The sequence below is a fragment of the Methylomonas lenta genome (assembly GCF_001644015.1).
Classification (GTDB): Bacteria; Pseudomonadota; Gammaproteobacteria; order Methylococcales; family Methylomonadaceae; genus Methylomonas; species Methylomonas lenta.
In genome coordinates this window covers 60,643-77,261 of record NZ_LUUI01000111.1, presented here as the reverse complement: position 1 = coordinate 77,261, position 16,619 = coordinate 60,643, and the positions used below count along the sequence as shown (strand labels likewise).

The 16,619-nt window shown below is 45.4% G+C and carries 14 protein-coding genes; 10 read left to right on the top strand and 4 right to left on the bottom strand.

What is annotated here, in order from left to right; all coding sequences use genetic code 11:
* The first annotated feature begins 125 nt into the window (after nucleotides 1-125).
* Nucleotides 126-704 carry a PilZ domain-containing protein gene (locus A1359_RS12635; RefSeq protein WP_066983335.1) on the top strand — a complete coding sequence of 193 codons (579 nt, stop codon included), beginning with the start codon at nucleotides 126-128 and terminating at the stop codon, nucleotides 702-704.
* 6 nt (nucleotides 705-710) lie between these two features.
* Here the strand turns inward: A1359_RS12635 and grxC are convergent, their stop codons facing one another.
* Nucleotides 711-965, bottom strand: a complete 255-nt coding sequence (gene grxC, locus A1359_RS12630; protein ID WP_066983332.1) for a glutaredoxin 3 — start codon at nucleotides 963-965, stop codon at nucleotides 711-713.
* 35 nt (nucleotides 966-1,000) lie between these two features.
* A complete protein-coding gene (locus A1359_RS12625; protein WP_066983329.1) occupies nucleotides 1,001-1,660 on the bottom strand; it encodes a class II aldolase/adducin family protein in 660 nt (219 codons plus the stop codon).
* Between the two features lie 33 nt (nucleotides 1,661-1,693).
* Here A1359_RS12625 and A1359_RS12620 point away from each other — a divergent pair, with 33 nt between their 5' ends.
* The 9 genes from A1359_RS12620 to A1359_RS12580 all read left to right on the top strand — a co-directional run bounded on the left by A1359_RS12620 (nucleotide 1,694) and on the right by A1359_RS12580 (nucleotide 10,889).
* Nucleotides 1,694-5,086 carry a mechanosensitive ion channel domain-containing protein gene (locus A1359_RS12620; RefSeq protein ID WP_066983326.1) on the top strand — a complete coding sequence of 1,131 codons (3,393 nt, stop codon included), beginning with the start codon at nucleotides 1,694-1,696 and terminating at the stop codon, nucleotides 5,084-5,086.
* Between the two features lie 85 nt (nucleotides 5,087-5,171).
* Nucleotides 5,172-5,624 carry a transcriptional regulator NrdR gene (gene nrdR / locus A1359_RS12615; protein WP_066983323.1) on the top strand — a complete coding sequence of 151 codons (453 nt, stop codon included), beginning with the start codon at nucleotides 5,172-5,174 and terminating at the stop codon, nucleotides 5,622-5,624.
* Nucleotides 5,621-6,709: a bifunctional diaminohydroxyphosphoribosylaminopyrimidine deaminase/5-amino-6-(5-phosphoribosylamino)uracil reductase RibD gene (gene ribD, locus A1359_RS12610; protein ID WP_066983320.1), complete on the top strand. Its 1,089-nt coding sequence runs from the start codon at nucleotides 5,621-5,623 to the stop codon at nucleotides 6,707-6,709. The genes nrdR and ribD overlap by 4 nt, the downstream gene beginning before the upstream one ends.
* A 17-nt stretch (nucleotides 6,710-6,726) precedes the next feature.
* Nucleotides 6,727-7,383 carry a riboflavin synthase gene (locus A1359_RS12605; RefSeq protein ID WP_066983317.1) on the top strand — a complete coding sequence of 219 codons (657 nt, stop codon included), beginning with the start codon at nucleotides 6,727-6,729 and terminating at the stop codon, nucleotides 7,381-7,383.
* Nucleotides 7,380-8,492, top strand: coding sequence for a bifunctional 3,4-dihydroxy-2-butanone-4-phosphate synthase/GTP cyclohydrolase II (ribBA, locus tag A1359_RS12600; protein WP_066983313.1), 1,113 nt, complete (start codon nucleotides 7,380-7,382; stop codon nucleotides 8,490-8,492). Before A1359_RS12605 ends, ribBA begins: the two co-directional genes overlap by 4 nt.
* Nucleotides 8,493-8,550: 58 nt before the next feature.
* Nucleotides 8,551-9,027 carry a 6,7-dimethyl-8-ribityllumazine synthase gene (ribH, locus tag A1359_RS12595; protein WP_066983310.1) on the top strand — a complete coding sequence of 159 codons (477 nt, stop codon included), beginning with the start codon at nucleotides 8,551-8,553 and terminating at the stop codon, nucleotides 9,025-9,027.
* On the top strand, nucleotides 9,027-9,470 hold the full coding sequence (gene nusB / locus A1359_RS12590) for a transcription antitermination factor NusB (RefSeq protein WP_066983307.1): 444 nt from the start codon (nucleotides 9,027-9,029) through the stop codon (nucleotides 9,468-9,470). Before ribH ends, nusB begins: the two co-directional genes overlap by 1 nt.
* Nucleotides 9,470-10,405: a thiamine-phosphate kinase gene (gene thiL, locus A1359_RS12585; RefSeq protein WP_066983304.1), complete on the top strand. Its 936-nt coding sequence runs from the start codon at nucleotides 9,470-9,472 to the stop codon at nucleotides 10,403-10,405. The genes nusB and thiL overlap by 1 nt, the downstream gene beginning before the upstream one ends.
* Nucleotides 10,389-10,889, top strand: a complete 501-nt coding sequence (locus tag A1359_RS12580) for a phosphatidylglycerophosphatase A family protein (protein WP_083960621.1) — start codon at nucleotides 10,389-10,391, stop codon at nucleotides 10,887-10,889. Before thiL ends, A1359_RS12580 begins: the two co-directional genes overlap by 17 nt.
* A gap of 7 nt (nucleotides 10,890-10,896) precedes the next feature.
* Here A1359_RS12580 and A1359_RS12575 read toward each other — a convergent pair whose 3' ends face one another.
* Together A1359_RS12575 and A1359_RS12570 are read right to left on the bottom strand one after the other, a co-directional pair.
* Entirely contained in the window at nucleotides 10,897-13,830 is a 2,934-nt protein-coding gene (locus A1359_RS12575) for a bifunctional diguanylate cyclase/phosphodiesterase (RefSeq protein ID WP_269747919.1), read from the bottom strand.
* Between the two features lie 222 nt (nucleotides 13,831-14,052).
* Nucleotides 14,053-16,467 (bottom strand): EAL domain-containing protein, encoded by a 2,415-nt coding sequence (locus A1359_RS12570; protein WP_066983298.1) that lies wholly within the window; start codon nucleotides 16,465-16,467, stop codon nucleotides 14,053-14,055.
* Between the last annotated feature and the right edge of the window lie 152 nt (nucleotides 16,468-16,619).

Sequence of the window (16,619 nt, the reverse complement as noted above, 5' to 3'; positions counted from 1 at the left end):
GTCCGCGATTTTTTAAATAACTCGATTTGTTTTGTAGTCAATCCCAATTGCTGATTGTTTTAAAGCTAGAAATGAAAAAATAAGCTATCTTTGACCTACCGTTCGATTTATACGAGATTTTCACCATGTTTCAAGAAAGAAAAGAGTACAGAAAAAACTTCAACGCTATCGGTCTGTTGAATGTAGGCGGTGAGATTTTACAATTCAATTGTTACGATGTTTCTGTTAAGGGCGCTATGGTGGAATTATTGCCGGGGCAATTGCTGGCAACTGCGGCCGATTTTGAAGCACTACTTTTTGAAGATGATAAGGCAGAAATTTTCGTCGAGGAATTAATGTTGGCCGGTGAGGTGAAAATTGCCTGGGTACGTGAGGAACGCGGTCGGATTCTGATGGGATTGGAATTTGAAACTGTGGTTCACAATGCCGAAAAGCTATGGCTTAAACGCCGTGGCTATCGGAAAAGCGCGCCATTTTCCGCAGAATTATTTGTGGAAAAAGACCGGCTGCATGTTGAGGGTATTAATCGTTCCACCAAAGGTTTGTGTGTCAGATTGAAAGTCCATCATCCTGCTGTTAAATTGAACGCCCCGGTAAAGTTGCAAATCAAAGAATTTGGCTTGGCTGCATTGGGTAAGGTGGCGTGGGTGACCCAAGAAGAAGAATCTACCTTGGTGGGTATCCAAATCGTACCGATTAGCTAAATCACCTCAGGCTTGCAGTAACGGGTCGAGCTCGTTTCGGTAATCCATGGCTTGTAAATCATCAAATCCACCTATATGTCGATCGCCGATATAAATTTGCGGTATTGTTCTGCGTTTGGTTTTTTCCATTAAATCTTGGCGCAGGCCGGGCGCTGAATCGACATCAATTTCGGTATAGCTGACACCTTTGCGTTCTATAAGCCTTTTAGCCATGGTGCAATAGGGGCAAAGTCTACCTGTATAAATAATGATTTCGGGCATGGTATGAATTAATATATGCTAATAAAGCGGCTATTCTAACCAGCGAATGCTGTTTGCTCAATAGCCAGTGCTTTTGCAAGCTGAGTGATTAAGATCGTAGCCGCTGAGGGTAGAGAGTCAGCAAAAGCTACTATACCATCCTCATGACCTAGCATGCTGAACAGCGGTAAGGGCTTTAATTGGCCGGAGGCGAATAATTCAGCTACTGCCTCGGCCATTTCCACGCTACCATAGGCTATCTCGGCACATGTATGGGGTAAGCCTAGAGTTTGGGTGTTGCGCCAAAGTTCAGGACTATGTACATGGATCACAGCGTTGGCTCTGTTGTCGTGTAAATAGACGCTGGCATGCGTTAAAGCTTCTGATGAAGGCTGGCTTGGGCCGCTGGAAATGATGGAATTGCGCTTAGGTGAAGCGGACTCGACAATAGCAAAATGCTCTGGGGTTAATTGAGACAGATGCCCTGTCTGTGTACCGGAAATTAAAAAGCCCGGCTTCCCAAAAAGTAAACGCTGACTAATATTTCCATATCCCAAACCATTGTATTTTTCTACAGACTGCCCAATTAACTTTAATCTAAGCAACAAGCTACGCCATGCGTTTATCTGGCTAATATCGACCGCATGCGATAACTCACTGGGATGGTGATCCAGATGATATTTGATGACGCCTTCAAGTTCGTTGTCGCTATTCATGCTTTATTTTGATTTATTCTTTGTTTTTTATACATGAAATTTAATACCTGCAAATCTTTTCTTACCGTCTGGCTATTACTGCTTTTTCTCAGTGTAAACCTAGCGCAAGCAGCAAATCAAAAGCAAAGGGTAAAAAGCGTTACTTTGAATGAAATTCAGCAACGAAGCCAATCCATTAAAGACAGGCAGAATTTATCTGACGAATTAAAAGCCCAGATTCTGACAGTCTATCAAGAAAGTGAGGATAATCTGCGGGAGTTGACCAATCAAGAGAGCCTGGCTGATTCTTTTAAACGCTTAACCACGCATTTTCAAGAAGAAAGCAAGAAGCTCGTTGTTCAGCTGCAAGCTGCCGAGAATAATCTGAAAAACCGGAAACCGGAAGCGTTAGCAATGCTGTCTACCGCTGAACTCGAACAGCGTAAAATCATCGAAAAAACACGGCTTAGCGATTTGGATGCGGAGATTGTCCAAAATCAAAACCGGATTAATGAATTGAGCCGTAGTCCGCAAAAAATTCGCGAAAAAATTGCCGAGACTAAAGCTAAGCAGTTAGCTACACAGCAAGATCAGGAAAATATTGCTAGAAAAAACGGCGAAAACCTGCATGTCATAGAGGCCAAAAAAATTCTGTTGGAAACGCGTCTTCGCTTGCTTAACGGCACTTTGAAGGCGCTTGAGCTGGAAAGTATCAGTAGCCCTATGCAGCTTGAATTGCAAAATGATCACAGCCAATTACTGAATTTACAACGAGAGCATCAGGTTTTATTGATTGCCGAATTGGATAATTATCTGATTGATAAAAGGCAGCAAGAAGCTGATAAAGAGCATGCGGCACTATTGCAGGCCGAAAAAGAAGCAGAAGGTAAGCATTCGTTAATTCGTGAAGCTACCGCAGACAATATGAATTATAGTCGTAAGCTACAAGATGTGAATAAAAACATCGAGCAATATACGGTGAAAAAAAATGCAGTAGATGCCCGCTTTAAACAGCTGGAAAAAGATTTTCAAAGCGCTGAAAAGAAAATCAATTTGGCTGGATTAAGTCCTGCATTAGGTAATTTGCTACGTGAGCAGCGGCGGAATTTGCCTCAGCGCAAGCAATATACTGCCACCCTGGATGCCATTCAGAATGAAATTGCCTCAGTAAGTTTGGAAACATTCAAACTGGATGAAGTTCAGAATCAATTACTGGATCCTAACCAAAGCGTATATTCGCGGTTGGAGAAAGAGTTGCCTGCGGGTATGAGCGCCGGCGAGGTGATGCAGATACGCACCGAATTACGCATATTGCTTAACGAGCAAAAAGATTTGGTAGGTCGGCTGTCGACCGCCTATAGCGAATATGCTCGTGTGTTGGGTGATGTGGATTTTACCTTGCAGCAAATGCTGAACAGTTCCGACCAGTTTATTGATTATCTGGATCAACATTTATTATGGGTGCCTAGTGCACCGGTGATTTCTCATGCCTATTTATCCAATATTATGCAATCTGCTGTGTGGTTTGCAGATCCATCCAACTGGCTTAAGGTGGGTGACAGTTTACTAAAAGGATTTTTAACTTATCCGGGGTATTTTTCGGCACTGATGTTGGGCTTTATTGCGTTACGTTTGCGCTATAAAGCGGTGATTAAAAACTATCTGACAACCCTGCTAAATAAAAGTACAGCCAAATTGTATTTGGTTAGTTTTAATCAGACTCTGGGCGCCCTGGCGATTCTATTATTATTGTCTTTACCCGCGCCGTTGATAATGGCTTCGCTGGTAGCGGTGATAAAGCTCACTCCAAACGCCGAAGGCTTCAGTCGGGCGTTTGCTTCCGGGCTGCTGGCTGCGGGGGTCTCGCTCGCTATATTGCAGTTTTTTTATAGGTTATTTAAGCCTGACGGCGTGGCCGAGCTTTTATTTCACTGGTCAAAAAGCAGCGTACAAATTTTGTATAGTCAGATTAAATGGTCTCGCTTTATTATTATTCCGTGTGTTTTTATTATTGGCATGGCTAACACCAATCTGTTTTCAGAGAACAGCATTACGTTAGGGCGAACATCGCAAATAATTTTGATGTTGACGATGTCTTATTTGCTGCATCGCATGAGTCATCCTTTGACGGGTTTGGCTAAAGATTATTACCTGTCTACAAATGGTTGGATCAGTAAACTACGTTATGTTTGGTATGTAATGGCGGTGCTCGCGCCTTGGGTAGTTATTGGTTTTTCTGTTGCTGGTTATTATCAAAGCGCTCTGGAATTGCAAGCCAAGCTAGTTATGACCTTGCGCTTAGCGTTTTTCATCGCCTTGATTCATGCATTGACGCTACGATGGTTGAACGTGACCAAGCGGCAACTTGCTTTGCAAAATGCGCGGCAAAAGCGCAAGCAAGCCGTTGAACAGGCTAATGTGAGTGCAGGAGCAGAAGGTAATTATTTGCCGGAAGAAACCTTATTAGATATTTCCAAAATAAATCAGCAAAGCGATAAATTGCTAACTACTCTGATTGTTTTAATGTTGGTGGTTGGTACGTGGATGGTTTGGCGGGATATCGTGCCAGCTTTTTCCATATTTAATCAGGTGCAGCTATGGCAATACAGTGAAATGCAGGAAGGTAAAGAAGTGTGGATGCCCGTCACATTGATTAATTTAATGATAGGGGTTTTTTATGCTGGTTTGGCCTTCGTATTGGTAAGTAACTTTCCTACGTTGGTAGATTTGATGTCGGTGGGTAAATTTTCTCTAACGGCGGGCAGTCGTTATGCCTTAATCCAATTGTCGCGCTATTTACTTGTAACTGTGGCATTTTTGGCTGTGGCCAATGAGCTAGGCGGGAGCTGGGCTAAGGTGCAATGGTTGGTGGCAGCCTTGAGTGTGGGATTGGGTTTTGGTCTGCAAGAAATCTTTGCCAACATGGTTTCCGGCGTCATTCTATTGTTTGAACGACCGATTCGGGTTGGCGATACCGTGACAGTGGGTGATGTTACAGGTCGAGTCTGTCGGATTCAAATGCGTGCCACTCATATTCTGGACTGGGATCTGAAAGAGTTGGTGGTGCCGAATAAAACCATAATCACTGATCGGTTGGTGAACTGGACCTTGAGCGATACTGTCACGCGGGTCGTTTTGATGGTCGGAGTGGCTTACGGTAGTGATGTTGATTTGGTGGAAAAGGTTTTAAAAGATGTCATCTCTACGGAAGAGATAGTGCTGCGTGATCCGGAGCCCATGGTCAGTTTTTTAAGTTTTGGTGAAAGTTCGCTGGATTTTAGAGTTTGTGTTTTCGTGCGCGAATTGGGCGACCGCATGGCAATAACGCATATCTTACACAAAAAGTTTTATAAGGCCTTGCAGGTACATAATATAGAAATTCCATTCCCGCAACGCGACCTTCATTTACGCTCAGTTGTCGATGGTGTTGCGCCAGCTTCAGTTTGATGGCTAAGTCGACGATTTCATTAAAAAACCAATCTGTAATAAAATAACCGGTTTTACAAACGCTTGGTTTTAACAGGATTGGTAAATGCGTTGTCCATTTTGCTCAGCACAAGATACGCGGGTGATCGATACTCGCTTGGCCGATGACGGCGACCAGGTCAAGCGCCGGCGTGAGTGTGTGGCATGCAAAGAGCGTTTTACCACCTTTGAAGTGGTTGAGCTGACAATGCCGCGCATCATCAAACGCAATGGAGCACGTGAAGCTTTTAATGAAGTTAAGTTACGCGCAGGTATGCAGCGAGCCTTGGAAAAACGACCTGTCGAGGTTGACGCAGTGGAAGTCGCTATCAGTCGGATCAAGAAAAGTTTAGTCGGGAAGGGCGAACGTGAAGTACATGCCAACGACCTGGGCGAATTGGTGATGAAAGAACTCAGCGCCCTGGATCATGTGGCTTTCGTGCGCTTTGCTTCAGTGTATCGCAGCTTTGAAGATGTCAGCGAGTTCACCGATATGATCGAAAAAATGCAAAATACATGAGCGATCAGGATGCAGCTTTTATGGCCAGGGCTTTGCAGCTGGCTAGAAACGGTCTTTACACCACCGATCCTAATCCGCGCGTGGGCTGTGTGTTGGTTAAAGATAATCAAATCATTGCCGAGGGTTGGCATGCAGAAGCCGGACAGGCGCATGCCGAAGTCGATGCGTTGGCAAAACTCACCAATCCTGATCTTTCCCACGGCGCAACCGCTTATGTGACGCTGGAGCCTTGTAGTCATCATGGTCGCACCGGTCCTTGCTGCGAGGCTTTGATTGCGGCCGGCATTACTCGGGTAGTTGTAGCGATGCAGGACCCTAATCCACTGGTAGCCGGTAACGGTTTAAAAAAGATGCGTGATGCCGGCATCGAAGTAAGCTGTGGCTTGTTACAGGCAGATGCCGAACAGTTAAATCAAGGCTTTATTAAACGTATGCTGACCGGTTTGCCATTTGTACGCAGCAAACTGGCGATGAGTCTGGATGGACGTACCGCTCTGGCCAATGGCCAAAGTCAATGGATTACCTCTCCACAAGCACGACAGGATGTACAGAAATGGCGGGCGGAAAGTAGTGCCATCGTAACCGGTATCGACACGGTGTTGGCGGATGATCCGTCTTTGAATGCCAGGGTTGATTTTGCTGTGAAACAGCCGCTTCGCGTGGTTCTGGATTCAAATTTGCGCATGTCGCCGAATGCTAAAATGCTGCAATTACCCGCTGAAACCTGGCTGATGACTTGTAATGGCGATCAGGCTAAACAGCAGTCTTTGCGGGATGCCGGTTGTAAAGTAGTGCAAGTGGTGTCAGATAATGGGCGGGTTGATCTGTTACAGGCTTTTAAATATCTGGCGCAGCAGCAGATCAATAGCGTCTGGGTCGAAGCGGGCGCCGCCTTGAATGGGGCGTTGCTTGATACCGATTTGGTCGATGAGTGGCTGGTGTATGTTGCTCCCTGTGTGTTGGGTGATCAAGCCCGAGGCTTGTTTCATTTTGCCGAGTTGCAAGCGATGGCGGAGAAAAAAGCTTTTAAATTTAATGCTGTCAGACAGGTGGGTCCCAATCTGCGTCTGACATTGTCACGATAACCTTACAGAGGAAGCCGATGTTTACTGGCATCATTTTAGCGGTCGGCAGCATAGCCGCTATTCAGCCGCGCGGTGGCGATTGTCGTTTACAAATCAATACCGGCAAGTTGTCGCTGGCTGATTGTGCGTTGGGCGATAGCATCGCTGTGAATGGCGTCTGCCTTACGGCCATCGAGCTGGGTGAGCATGGTTTTAGCGCCGATGTCTCCAACGAAACCTTGTCACGCACGACCTTAAGCACAGCGCGCACGGGTACGGCTGTCAATCTGGAACTGGCCATGACGCCATCCAGCCGACTGGGTGGGCATATCGTCAGTGGCCATGTGGATGGTATCGGCCATGTGGTGGAAAAAAAAGCCGATGGACGCTCGATTCGGTTTAGATTCAAAGCCCCGGATAATTTGGCAAAATATATCGCCGAAAAAGGTTCGATTTGCATCAACGGCATCAGTTTGACCGTCAATCGTGTCGATGGTGCTCATTTTTCCGTCAACATTGTGCCGCATACCTTGCAGGAAACTACCTTGGGCAGCACCGAAGTGGGTTCTGCCGTGAATCTGGAAGTGGATTTACTGGCCCGCTATCTGGAGCGCTTGATGCAAGGTGAAGCAGCCGCGCACAGTGCGTCTGGTGTCACCGAGGCCTTATTACAAAACGCAGGCTTTATTAAATGAATAGCATAGAAGAGATCATCGACGATTTGCGCCAAGGCAAAATGGTCATCATCATGGATGATGAAGATAGAGAAAACGAAGGCGATTTATTGATGGCGGCAACTTTTGCCCGCCCGGAAGATATCAATTTCATGGCTAAATACGGCCGGGGCTTGATTTGTCTGACCTTGACCCGCGAGCGTTGTCAGCAACTGCGGCTACCCTTGATGGTTGCCGACAACAATACGCCTTATACCACTAATTTTACCGTATCGATTGAGGCCGCTAGTGGAGTTACCACCGGTATTTCGGCGGCGGATCGTGCTTTGACGATACAGGCTGCGGTAGCCAAAGATGCGCAACCCAGCGATCTGGTACAGCCGGGGCATGTGTTTCCATTGATGGCACAAGCGGGTGGAGTATTGAATCGAGCCGGACATACCGAAGCCGGCTGTGACTTGGCGCGCCTGGCAGGCGCGGAACCGGCGGCGGTGATTGTCGAAATTCTGAATGACGATGGATCGATGGCGCGAAGGCCGGATCTGGAGGTGTTCGCCGAGCAACATGATTTAAAAATCGGCACCATCGCCGACTTGATTCATTACCGCATCAAACACGAAAACACTCTGGAACGCATCAGTGAATGCGCCTATCCGACCGAGTTTGGCGAGTTTAAGCTATATGCTTACCAGGATCGCAACGATGATAATGTGCATCTGGCCCTGGTGATGGGTGATGTGGCGGGTGAAGAGCCAGTACTGGTCAGGGTGCATGCGCGTAATTTAGTAGACGACTTGTTTTTTTCGCAGCGTAGCGATTGCAGTTTGCCGGTGCGTGTAGCCATGGAGAAAATTGCCGAAGCCGGCTGTGGTGTACTGGTGATCATTCGGCAAAAAGAGAATAACAAGGCCTTGGTCGAACTGATACACGCTTATCAGATGCAGGATAACGGTATTAAACATAGTCACGATCTGACGGCCGACGCAGATTGGCGTACCACGGGCACGGGCTCCAGAATTTTGTCCGATTTGGGTGTGCATAGGTTAAAAGTCATGGGCACTCAGAAAAAATATATCGGCTTGTCGGGCTTTGATTTGGAAGTAGTCGAACATATCGGCACCACCCATTAAAAATATACCGGCTAGCTCATTCATTTAATCATTTTAACCATTAATCGAAGGTAACCTTATGACAGCAGTCACTACCCTGGAAGGTCATTTTTCCGCACAAGGCGGCAAATTTTGCATCGTCTCATCCCGTTTTAATAGTTTTATCGTCGAACAATTGGAAGGCGGTGCTATCGATGCCTTGGTACGACATGGCGCCGATAAAAATGAGATTACTTTGGTGAAAGCGCCGGGCGCATTCGAGTTGCCTATGGTGGTGCAGCGTGTGGCAGCCAGCAATAAATTCGATGCCATCATAGCCTTGGGTGCTGTGATTCGTGGCGGCACACCGCATTTCGAATACGTGGCGGGCGAATGTGTAAAAGGTATTGCCCAGGTGGCTTTGCAGTACGATATTCCAGTCAGCTTTGGTGTGTTAACCGTCGATAGCATTGAACAGGCCATTGAGCGCGCCGGTACCAAAGCCGGTAACAAAGGCGCCGAAGCGGCGTTGTCTGCGATCGAAATGGTCAGTCTTTTCAAAAATATGAGTGTTTAATGAGTCAAGCTAAAACCAATGCCCGCAAATGTGCCGTGCAGGCACTGTATCAATGGCAAATGAGCGGCGATAGTCTGACGCGCATCGAAACCTATTTTCTGGAAGAAGAGCATTTAAAAGGTGCGCAAAAAACCTATTTTTCAGAGCTTTTTCATGGCGTACCCAAGCAATTGATTGAGATCGATGCAGCGTTAGCCGAGTTTGTTGACAGACCGGTGGAAAAAATCGATCCGGTGGAGCGGGCCATTTTACGCATCGGCGCTTATGAATTGATGCAACGATTGGAAACACCTTACAAGGTGATTATCAATGAAGGCGTCAACTTGGCGAAAGATTTTGGTGCCGAAGGCAGTCATAAATACATCAACGGCATCCTGGATAAAGTGTCTCAGAAACACCGTGCGGTTGAAATTGCTGCTAAAAAGGCAAAGTCACAAAGTTAATGGCTTTAGCGGAATTTGATCTGATCAAGCGCTATTTTGCGCTGCATAAGCCGCAGCATCCGTTTAATCAGCTGGGCATCGGCGATGATTGCGCTTTGTTAAGTTTACCCGCTAATCATCAGCTGGCCGTTACCACCGATACCATGGTGGAAAACGTGCATTTCTTTGCCGATGTGGACCCTCAGCAGTTGGGTCATAAGTTACTGGCAGTCAATTTGAGTGATTTGGCTGCCATGGGTGCGGAGCCGTTTGCGGTGACCTTGGCTTTGACTTTGCCTAAAGTGGACGAATCCTGGCTGCAAGCTTTTGCTGCCGGATTTATTGGTTTAGCCCAACAATTTCATGTGGATTTGATCGGTGGTGATACCACTTCTGGCCCATTGACGCTAACAGTGCAGGCCATGGGGACTGTGCCACAGGGCAGGGCGCTATTGCGTTCAGAAGCCAAAGTGGGCGATCTGATTTGTGTTACTGGCGAATTGGGTAACGCCGGTTTAGGGCTGAAAATCAACCAAGGTTATGCTTGCAACGATCCTGAGTCAGCCTTGGCCAGGTTTAATCAGCCTCAACCGCGTATCGCTGAAGGCTTGGCCTTGCGCGGTATAGCGAATGCCTGCATCGACATTTCCGATGGTCTGGCGGCAGATTTGCGGCATATTCTGCAACAAAGCCAAGTCGGTGCTTGTCTGGATTGGCAGCAATTGCCGCTTTCAGCGCAAGTATCGGATTATATCGAGCAAACCGGCGATTGGCGTATGCCATTGATAGCAGGCGATGATTATGAATTGTGTTTTACCGTGCCAGCCGAGTTTGTGCCGAAATTGCCCGTGGGCTGTCAGTGCGTTGGCGTGATCGAAGCTGAGCCGGGTTTGCGTGTCGATCGGGCTGGCATGATTGAAGTATTTGAGGCGAAAGGTTTTGAGCATTTTTCTTAGAGAGCATTACGGTAATAGTCGGTTGACAGCGACACAAATTCTTAAAGATCCTATCTTGCTGCTGGCGTTTGGCTTTGGTTCCGGTTTGTCAAAAAAGATGCCGGGCACCATGGGTACGCTTGCAGCAATACCGCTTTATCTGGCGCTTGTTCAAGCTTCTGACTGGATTTATCTGGCGATCACTTTGATTAGCATAGTCGTGGGTATTCTGATTTGTGATAAAGCTGCTGAAAAGCTGCAAGTGCATGATTACGGCGGCATCGTTTGGGATGAAATTGCCGGCTTTTTAATCACGATGTGCTGGATCCCATTTTCTTGGGAAAGTCTGCTGCTGGGTTTTGCGCTGTTTCGTTTTTTCGACATTCTAAAACCCTGGCCCATCAAATGGCTGGATCAGCATGTTGAGGGCGGGTTCGGCATTATGCTGGATGATGTGGTGGCAGGTATTTTTGCTAATTTGCTGATGTATTTTTGGTTTTTATAAAAACCCTCTAACTGTCAGCTGAAACACGAGGGGTCAATAAGGTTTCAAATTCAGCAGCTGCTACTGGTTTGGAGAATAGATAGCCTTGTCCATAATCACAACCTGCCTGTATTAGTAGTTCGCATTGTGCAGGCGTTTCTATGCCCTCAGCGATAACTTTAATACCCAATTTGTGCGCCATCACGATGATAGCTTCACACAAGGCTAAATCACTTGTATGGCTTGCTATATTTCGAGTGAAGGATTGGTCGATTTTTAGATAATCAATATCCAGCTGCTTAAGATAGGCGAGCGAGGAATACCCGGTGCCAAAATCGTCAATAGCCACTTGGATGCCACAGTCTCTGTAATGTAAAAGTTTTTCTGTGACTTGAGTTGCCGTCTCCAATAATAAGCCTTCGGTTATTTCAATCACAACGCAATCACCGGGTAACTGCATGTTTTTCAGGTAATCCGTCCAATGATTATGAACGTTGTCATGCGTGTGAAATTGTACGGGTGACTTATTGACACTAATTTGAAAATCCGGGTCATGTTGGCGCCAGCGCTTGGCTTGAATTGCCGACTGTTTAAAAATCCAGTCGCCCATGTCGTTAATCAGTCCGGTTTCTTCGGCAACCGAAATGAATTCATTCGGCATCACCAGGCCATGAACAGGATGAGCCCAGCGAATGAGTGCTTCCGCTTTCACAATTTGATTTTTATTTAAATCGACAATGGGCTGATAGTGCACAATAAATTGATTTTCAGTTACTGCAATGTGCAAATCCTGCGTAAGATGCAAATGTTTTTCCATCATGACTTGCATCGACGGCGTGAAATAACAATAGGCATTGCGGCCTTTGTTTTTGGCGGCATACATGGCTTGATCGGCGTAGCGGATTAAATCCTCAAAATTATCCGCATCGACGGGAGATAAGGCAATCCCAATACTGCCGGTAATGTAAGCCTGGCTGTTACCTAAGCTAAATGGCTGCCCCAAGGCGGTGAGTATGTTTTTGGCAATTTTATCGATATCGGTATTGTCCTTTAATTCAGTCACGATCACGGTAAATTCATCGCCGCCCAAACGGGCTACAGTATCCGACTTGCGCACGCACCTGCTGATCCGGTTGGCGACCTTAATCAGTAATTCATCACCCATGCTATGACCCAAGCCATCATTTACTTCTTTGAAGCGATCAAGGTCGATAAACAATAATCCTATTGATAACTGATCCCGCTGGGCTTTAATTAATTCCTGCTGCAATCGATCAACAAATAACCGACGATTTGGGAGTTTGGTCAATGGATCATAATTGGCTTGAAACCAAATTAATTTTTCGGATTTTTTCTTCTCCGAAATATCCGAAAACAAAGCTACTCGACGCTGTACGGAGCCATCCTGATTAAAAACGGTATTGATGATGACCCATTCAACAAAAATATCGGAGTTTTTGCGACGGTTATAGACTTCGCCTTGCCAGCGGCCGGTGGTGTTAAGTGCATGCCACATTGCTTGATAAAACTCGGGCGACTGTCTACCTGAACTCAATATTTTGGGATTCTTGCCCAGTACGTCATTTGGGGCGTAGCCAGTACACTGGGTGAACGCAGGATTTACCGAAATAATGCAATTTTCAGCATCGGTAATCATCATGGCTTCGCTGCTGTTTTGATATACCAGCGCGGCTAAGCGTAACTCGTCTTCGGTCTTTTTTTGCTCGCTGATATCGCGTGCTGCCGCGTAGATGAGGTCGCCTTTGGTGCAGGAGTTCCATTGTATCCAGTGCCATGAACCATCTTGATGTTGATAGCGATTGACAAAGTTTTTAACCGGAAGATGTGACATTAAATCAGCCATAGCCTGTTTGGTGGCGGCAATATCGTCTGGATGCACAAATTCAAGAAAGGGTTTGCTTTCTAGTTCAGCGAGGTCATAGCCCAAGAAATTTTGCCATTGCTGATTCATTTTAAGGAAATAGCCATTCATATCTGCAATGCAAAATAAATCCAAAGCATTGTGGAAATAGGTGTCTAATTCTTCTGTTTTATCCAGAAGTGCCTGCTTGATTTGTTGGCGACCACGCAAATTTAGGGCAGTCAAAAGACCGAATAGGGTAAGGCTTAGTTGATATAGCCAAACATTCTGTAAACCGATTTGGATATCGCTGCCAAATAGCCCTTTCCCGTGTTCGGTCCCCCAAATGGCTGTTAAACAGCAGTAAAGTATTAGCAATACTATACCGTGACAGCCAAACCGAAATGCGGCCCAAATAGCCAACAGAAATATCCAGTATCCCTTTGCAATCCAGCCGATTAATTCATGGAAAACGCCTAAAAAGACTATTGATGTCAGCAAAATTGTTAGGGATAAGAAAGCCAAGGTTTCCAGAATACGTTTGGGCTGGCTAAACCATCCTCGTGGTAACTGTTGCCAAATTAAAATTAAAGGCGTGCCTACCGTAATACCCAGCATGTTGGCCTGCCAGACCTGAAAGCCATAGCCGTTAGAGTTGGTAATATTGTTTGGATCAAAATAATGATCTGATAGAACGCTAAATAAGGCATTGATGCAGGAAGTTATGCTTGCAATAGCCAAAATTATTAAAAAATCCTTGCTGTCATTCAACAGATTATCCAAGTCATCCTTTAGTTTGCAAAATACCCAGACTGCGCAATAAGTTGATAGTGCATGGCCAAAAGCCAGGAATACGGATGAGTGCATCGGGTGGTGCATTACCAGGTCAGATGCCAATGAACCGATCACAATGGCGGGCCAGTAGTGTTTGCCCCAAAGCAATAAATAAGCAAATGCGATACCGCTTGGGAGCCAGAAGACAGAGACATACTCGTTGTCTGCTGATAGGACAGACATTAGTAATGCGCTAAGCGCGTAGAATGCCGATAACCCAAAAAATCGAGATATGCTTTCTATCGGATTGAAACGGTTCTGATTCAAAATGAATGCTTAAGCTAAATGAATACGCGTAAGTATCGGTAGGCATTTGCCTGCATGAATACTTACGAAATCATTACATTATTCTATACATGGAAATTGCTAGCAAGCATTTCTAGGCCACTCATTCTCTGGCGTTAGCTAGAAAAGTGGCCGGTACAAGCTAAATAAAAGTTAGAGTAATAAACGCAATGTTAGGATTGTTAGCAAGCAGGTTTTATTGGCCTAAGCTGAGGCTGGTAGATATTGAACGATTTGATCAGCCGGTAATGGATGGCTATAGAAATAACCTTGCCCTTCATGGCATCCTTCCTTACGCAATAGATCAAGCTGTCCTTGAGTTTCTATGCCTTCAGCAATGGTCTTCATCTCAAAGCCGCTCGCCAGTTGAATAATGGAACGCACAATCGCTAAATCATGTCGATCAACCTCCAGGTTGCGGATAAACGATTGATCAATTTTGAGTTTATCCACCTGGAAACGTTTGAGATAAGCCAAACTGGAATAACCGGTGCCAAAATCATCAATAGATAGCGTAAATCGAAGGTTTTTAAACTTTTCCACAACCTCAAGAATATGCTCAACATCCTGCAAAAGTATCGTTTCAGTGAGTTCCAGTTCGATATATTTAGGATCAAGTTCGTGTTCATCGGTAAGGTCGGTCACCATCTTGAGGATGTCGCCGCGCCTAAATTGCATGCATGACAGATTAACGGCAATTCTTACTGGCTGAAAACCCTGCTGCTGCCATGCCTTGGCTTGGCGGCAGGCCTCATGAATGACCCATTCCCCAATCTGCACAATTTGTCCAGTCTGCTCTGCAATTGGAATAAATTTGCTGGGCTGCATTAATCCGTTTTCGGGATGGTTCCAACGAATCAATGCTTCTAAGCCGGTTAATTGGGAAGAAATCAAGTCGAACTGCGGTTGATAAAATAATTCGAATTCTTGTTCACGTAACGCAACAGTCAGGCTGTTACGCATACGTAAACGCTCCATGGCATCGATATTCATTTTATCGGTGTAGAAGCGATAAGTATTACAACCGCTATCTTTTGCATGATACATGGCGCTATTGGCAAGCTTTAAAAGTGTTTCAAAATTATCGCTATCAATGGGATATAACGCGATGCCTATGCTGGCAGAAGATGTTAGTCGGTAGTCGTCAATCTCAAATACCTCGGCTAAATGATTCAGGATGGTTTGAGCGATTAAAGAAACGGCATGTGTATCGGGTATGTCATTTAGCACGACGACAAACTCATCACTGCCTAATCGACTAACTGTATCGATTTCATGCGGACAGGCTTCTAAACGTTTGGCGACCGCGACAAGGAAGCGGTCGCTCACTTCATGCCCTAATGTGTTGTTAATTTTTTTAAACTGATCGATGTTTAAATATAACAAGGCAACCGACCCGGTATATTGTCGATGAGATTGGCCGACGGCCTGATCAAATCGATCTTTTAATAATAATCGATTGGGTAATTTTGTCAGTGGGTCATGAAAGGCCAGAAAGGCCAGCAGCTCTTCATCGGCTTTACGTTTGGAAATATCGCTGAAAATAGCCACAAAATTACATATGACGCCTTCACTGTCGTGCACAGTGCTGATATTTAGCCATTTAGGGTAAATTTCGCCATTTTTTCGTGCATCCCATATTTCACCGTGCCAAGTACCTTCATTAATGAGCTGATGCCACATGTCTTCATAAAAAGCTAGGTCGTGACGTTGCGAAGACAGTATGCGCGGGTTTTGTCCTGCGACTTCTTCAAGCGTGTAGCCTGTGATACACGTAAAAGCATTATTCACATAGACAATATTGTTATTTTGGTCGCTGATTAAAACCGCTTCATCGCTATTGGCCAGTACTTGACTAATCAATCGGCCCTGTCTTTCGTTTTCAATCCGATCGGTAATTTCTTGCCCCAATGTAATTAAGGCTTTTCGGCTGCCGTTTGCTTCGAAAATAGGTGTCTTGGTGATTTCAAAAACACGTCTTTGTTGGCCTTTGTGTTTCTCAGTTTCTGTGCTTACGATAAATTCAATTACTTGTTTTGATTGCCAAGCCTGCTCGTCAATTTGCATGCAGGTTTCAAAATGTTGGCGACAATGGGCGTCACAAAGTGCAGTCAATTCTTCATAGGTTTTCCCTTGCCAGGGTTTGGCGACTAATCCAAAAAGCTTGAGGCTAGCGTTGTTGGCAATTTGCCATCGATTCTGGCCATCCTGTAAGGTTACTAAATTGCGAGTAGTGTTGATAAGTAAAAAGAAGTTTTCTTCATTGACAAAGGTTGCCGGCTTCCCGATTTGACCAATAAATCGATAACCTTGGCCGTATTCGGTTTTTATTAGCAATTCCGTGCCCGGACTGACCTGGCGCAGGGTTGATTTTAAAATCGATAGGCAGCGGGAAATACTCTCATCGGAAGTGGGTACATTGTTCCAAACAGTAGCAATCAAGTCTTCTTTTGAAACCCGATTGCCGGCTTGCTTGATTAATTCAAGCAGCAGATTAAATTCTTTGGGATGTAGGCTAACGGGCTTGCCTGCGAAAGTTAAGCCTTTCTCGCTGTCAATGACAAAGCCGTAAAAGTCGGCATGAAAAGGTGCGTCCATGTTTGGTTTTTGTTTAGTCATTTAAAGCTAAATAATTGATATTCTTAGTCACTTTTTTGCAACATCCCTTTAACTAACCGCTAAGGATAGCAATCATTTGAATTAGAATCCTTACCAAATATTGAGCAACTCATAGAAGGTTGGATGGGGCTGCATCTTTTGTTCAGGGAATC

Bases quoted from the DNA above. Each gene is read 5' to 3' on its own strand.
- A1359_RS12635 (WP_066983335.1), top strand. From the start codon at position 126: ATGTTTCAAGAAAGAAAAGAGTACAGAAAAAACTTCAACGCTATCGGT.
- nusB (WP_066983307.1), top strand. From the start codon at position 9,027: ATGAGTCAAGCTAAAACCAATGCCCGCAAATGTGCCGTGCAGGCACTG.
- nrdR (WP_066983323.1), top strand. From the start codon at position 5,172: ATGCGTTGTCCATTTTGCTCAGCACAAGATACGCGGGTGATCGATACT.
- ribH (WP_066983310.1), top strand. From the start codon at position 8,551: ATGACAGCAGTCACTACCCTGGAAGGTCATTTTTCCGCACAAGGCGGC.
- A1359_RS12620 (WP_066983326.1), top strand. From the start codon at position 1,694: ATGAAATTTAATACCTGCAAATCTTTTCTTACCGTCTGGCTATTACTG.
- A1359_RS12625 (WP_066983329.1), bottom strand. From the start codon at position 1,660: ATGAATAGCGACAACGAACTTGAAGGCGTCATCAAATATCATCTGGAT.
- grxC (WP_066983332.1), bottom strand. From the start codon at position 965: ATGCCCGAAATCATTATTTATACAGGTAGACTTTGCCCCTATTGCACC.
- ribD (WP_066983320.1), top strand. From the start codon at position 5,621: ATGAGCGATCAGGATGCAGCTTTTATGGCCAGGGCTTTGCAGCTGGCT.
- thiL (WP_066983304.1), top strand. From the start codon at position 9,470: ATGGCTTTAGCGGAATTTGATCTGATCAAGCGCTATTTTGCGCTGCAT.
- ribBA (WP_066983313.1), top strand. From the start codon at position 7,380: ATGAATAGCATAGAAGAGATCATCGACGATTTGCGCCAAGGCAAAATG.
- A1359_RS12570 (WP_066983298.1), bottom strand. From the start codon at position 16,467: ATGACTAAACAAAAACCAAACATGGACGCACCTTTTCATGCCGACTTT.
- A1359_RS12605 (WP_066983317.1), top strand. From the start codon at position 6,727: ATGTTTACTGGCATCATTTTAGCGGTCGGCAGCATAGCCGCTATTCAG.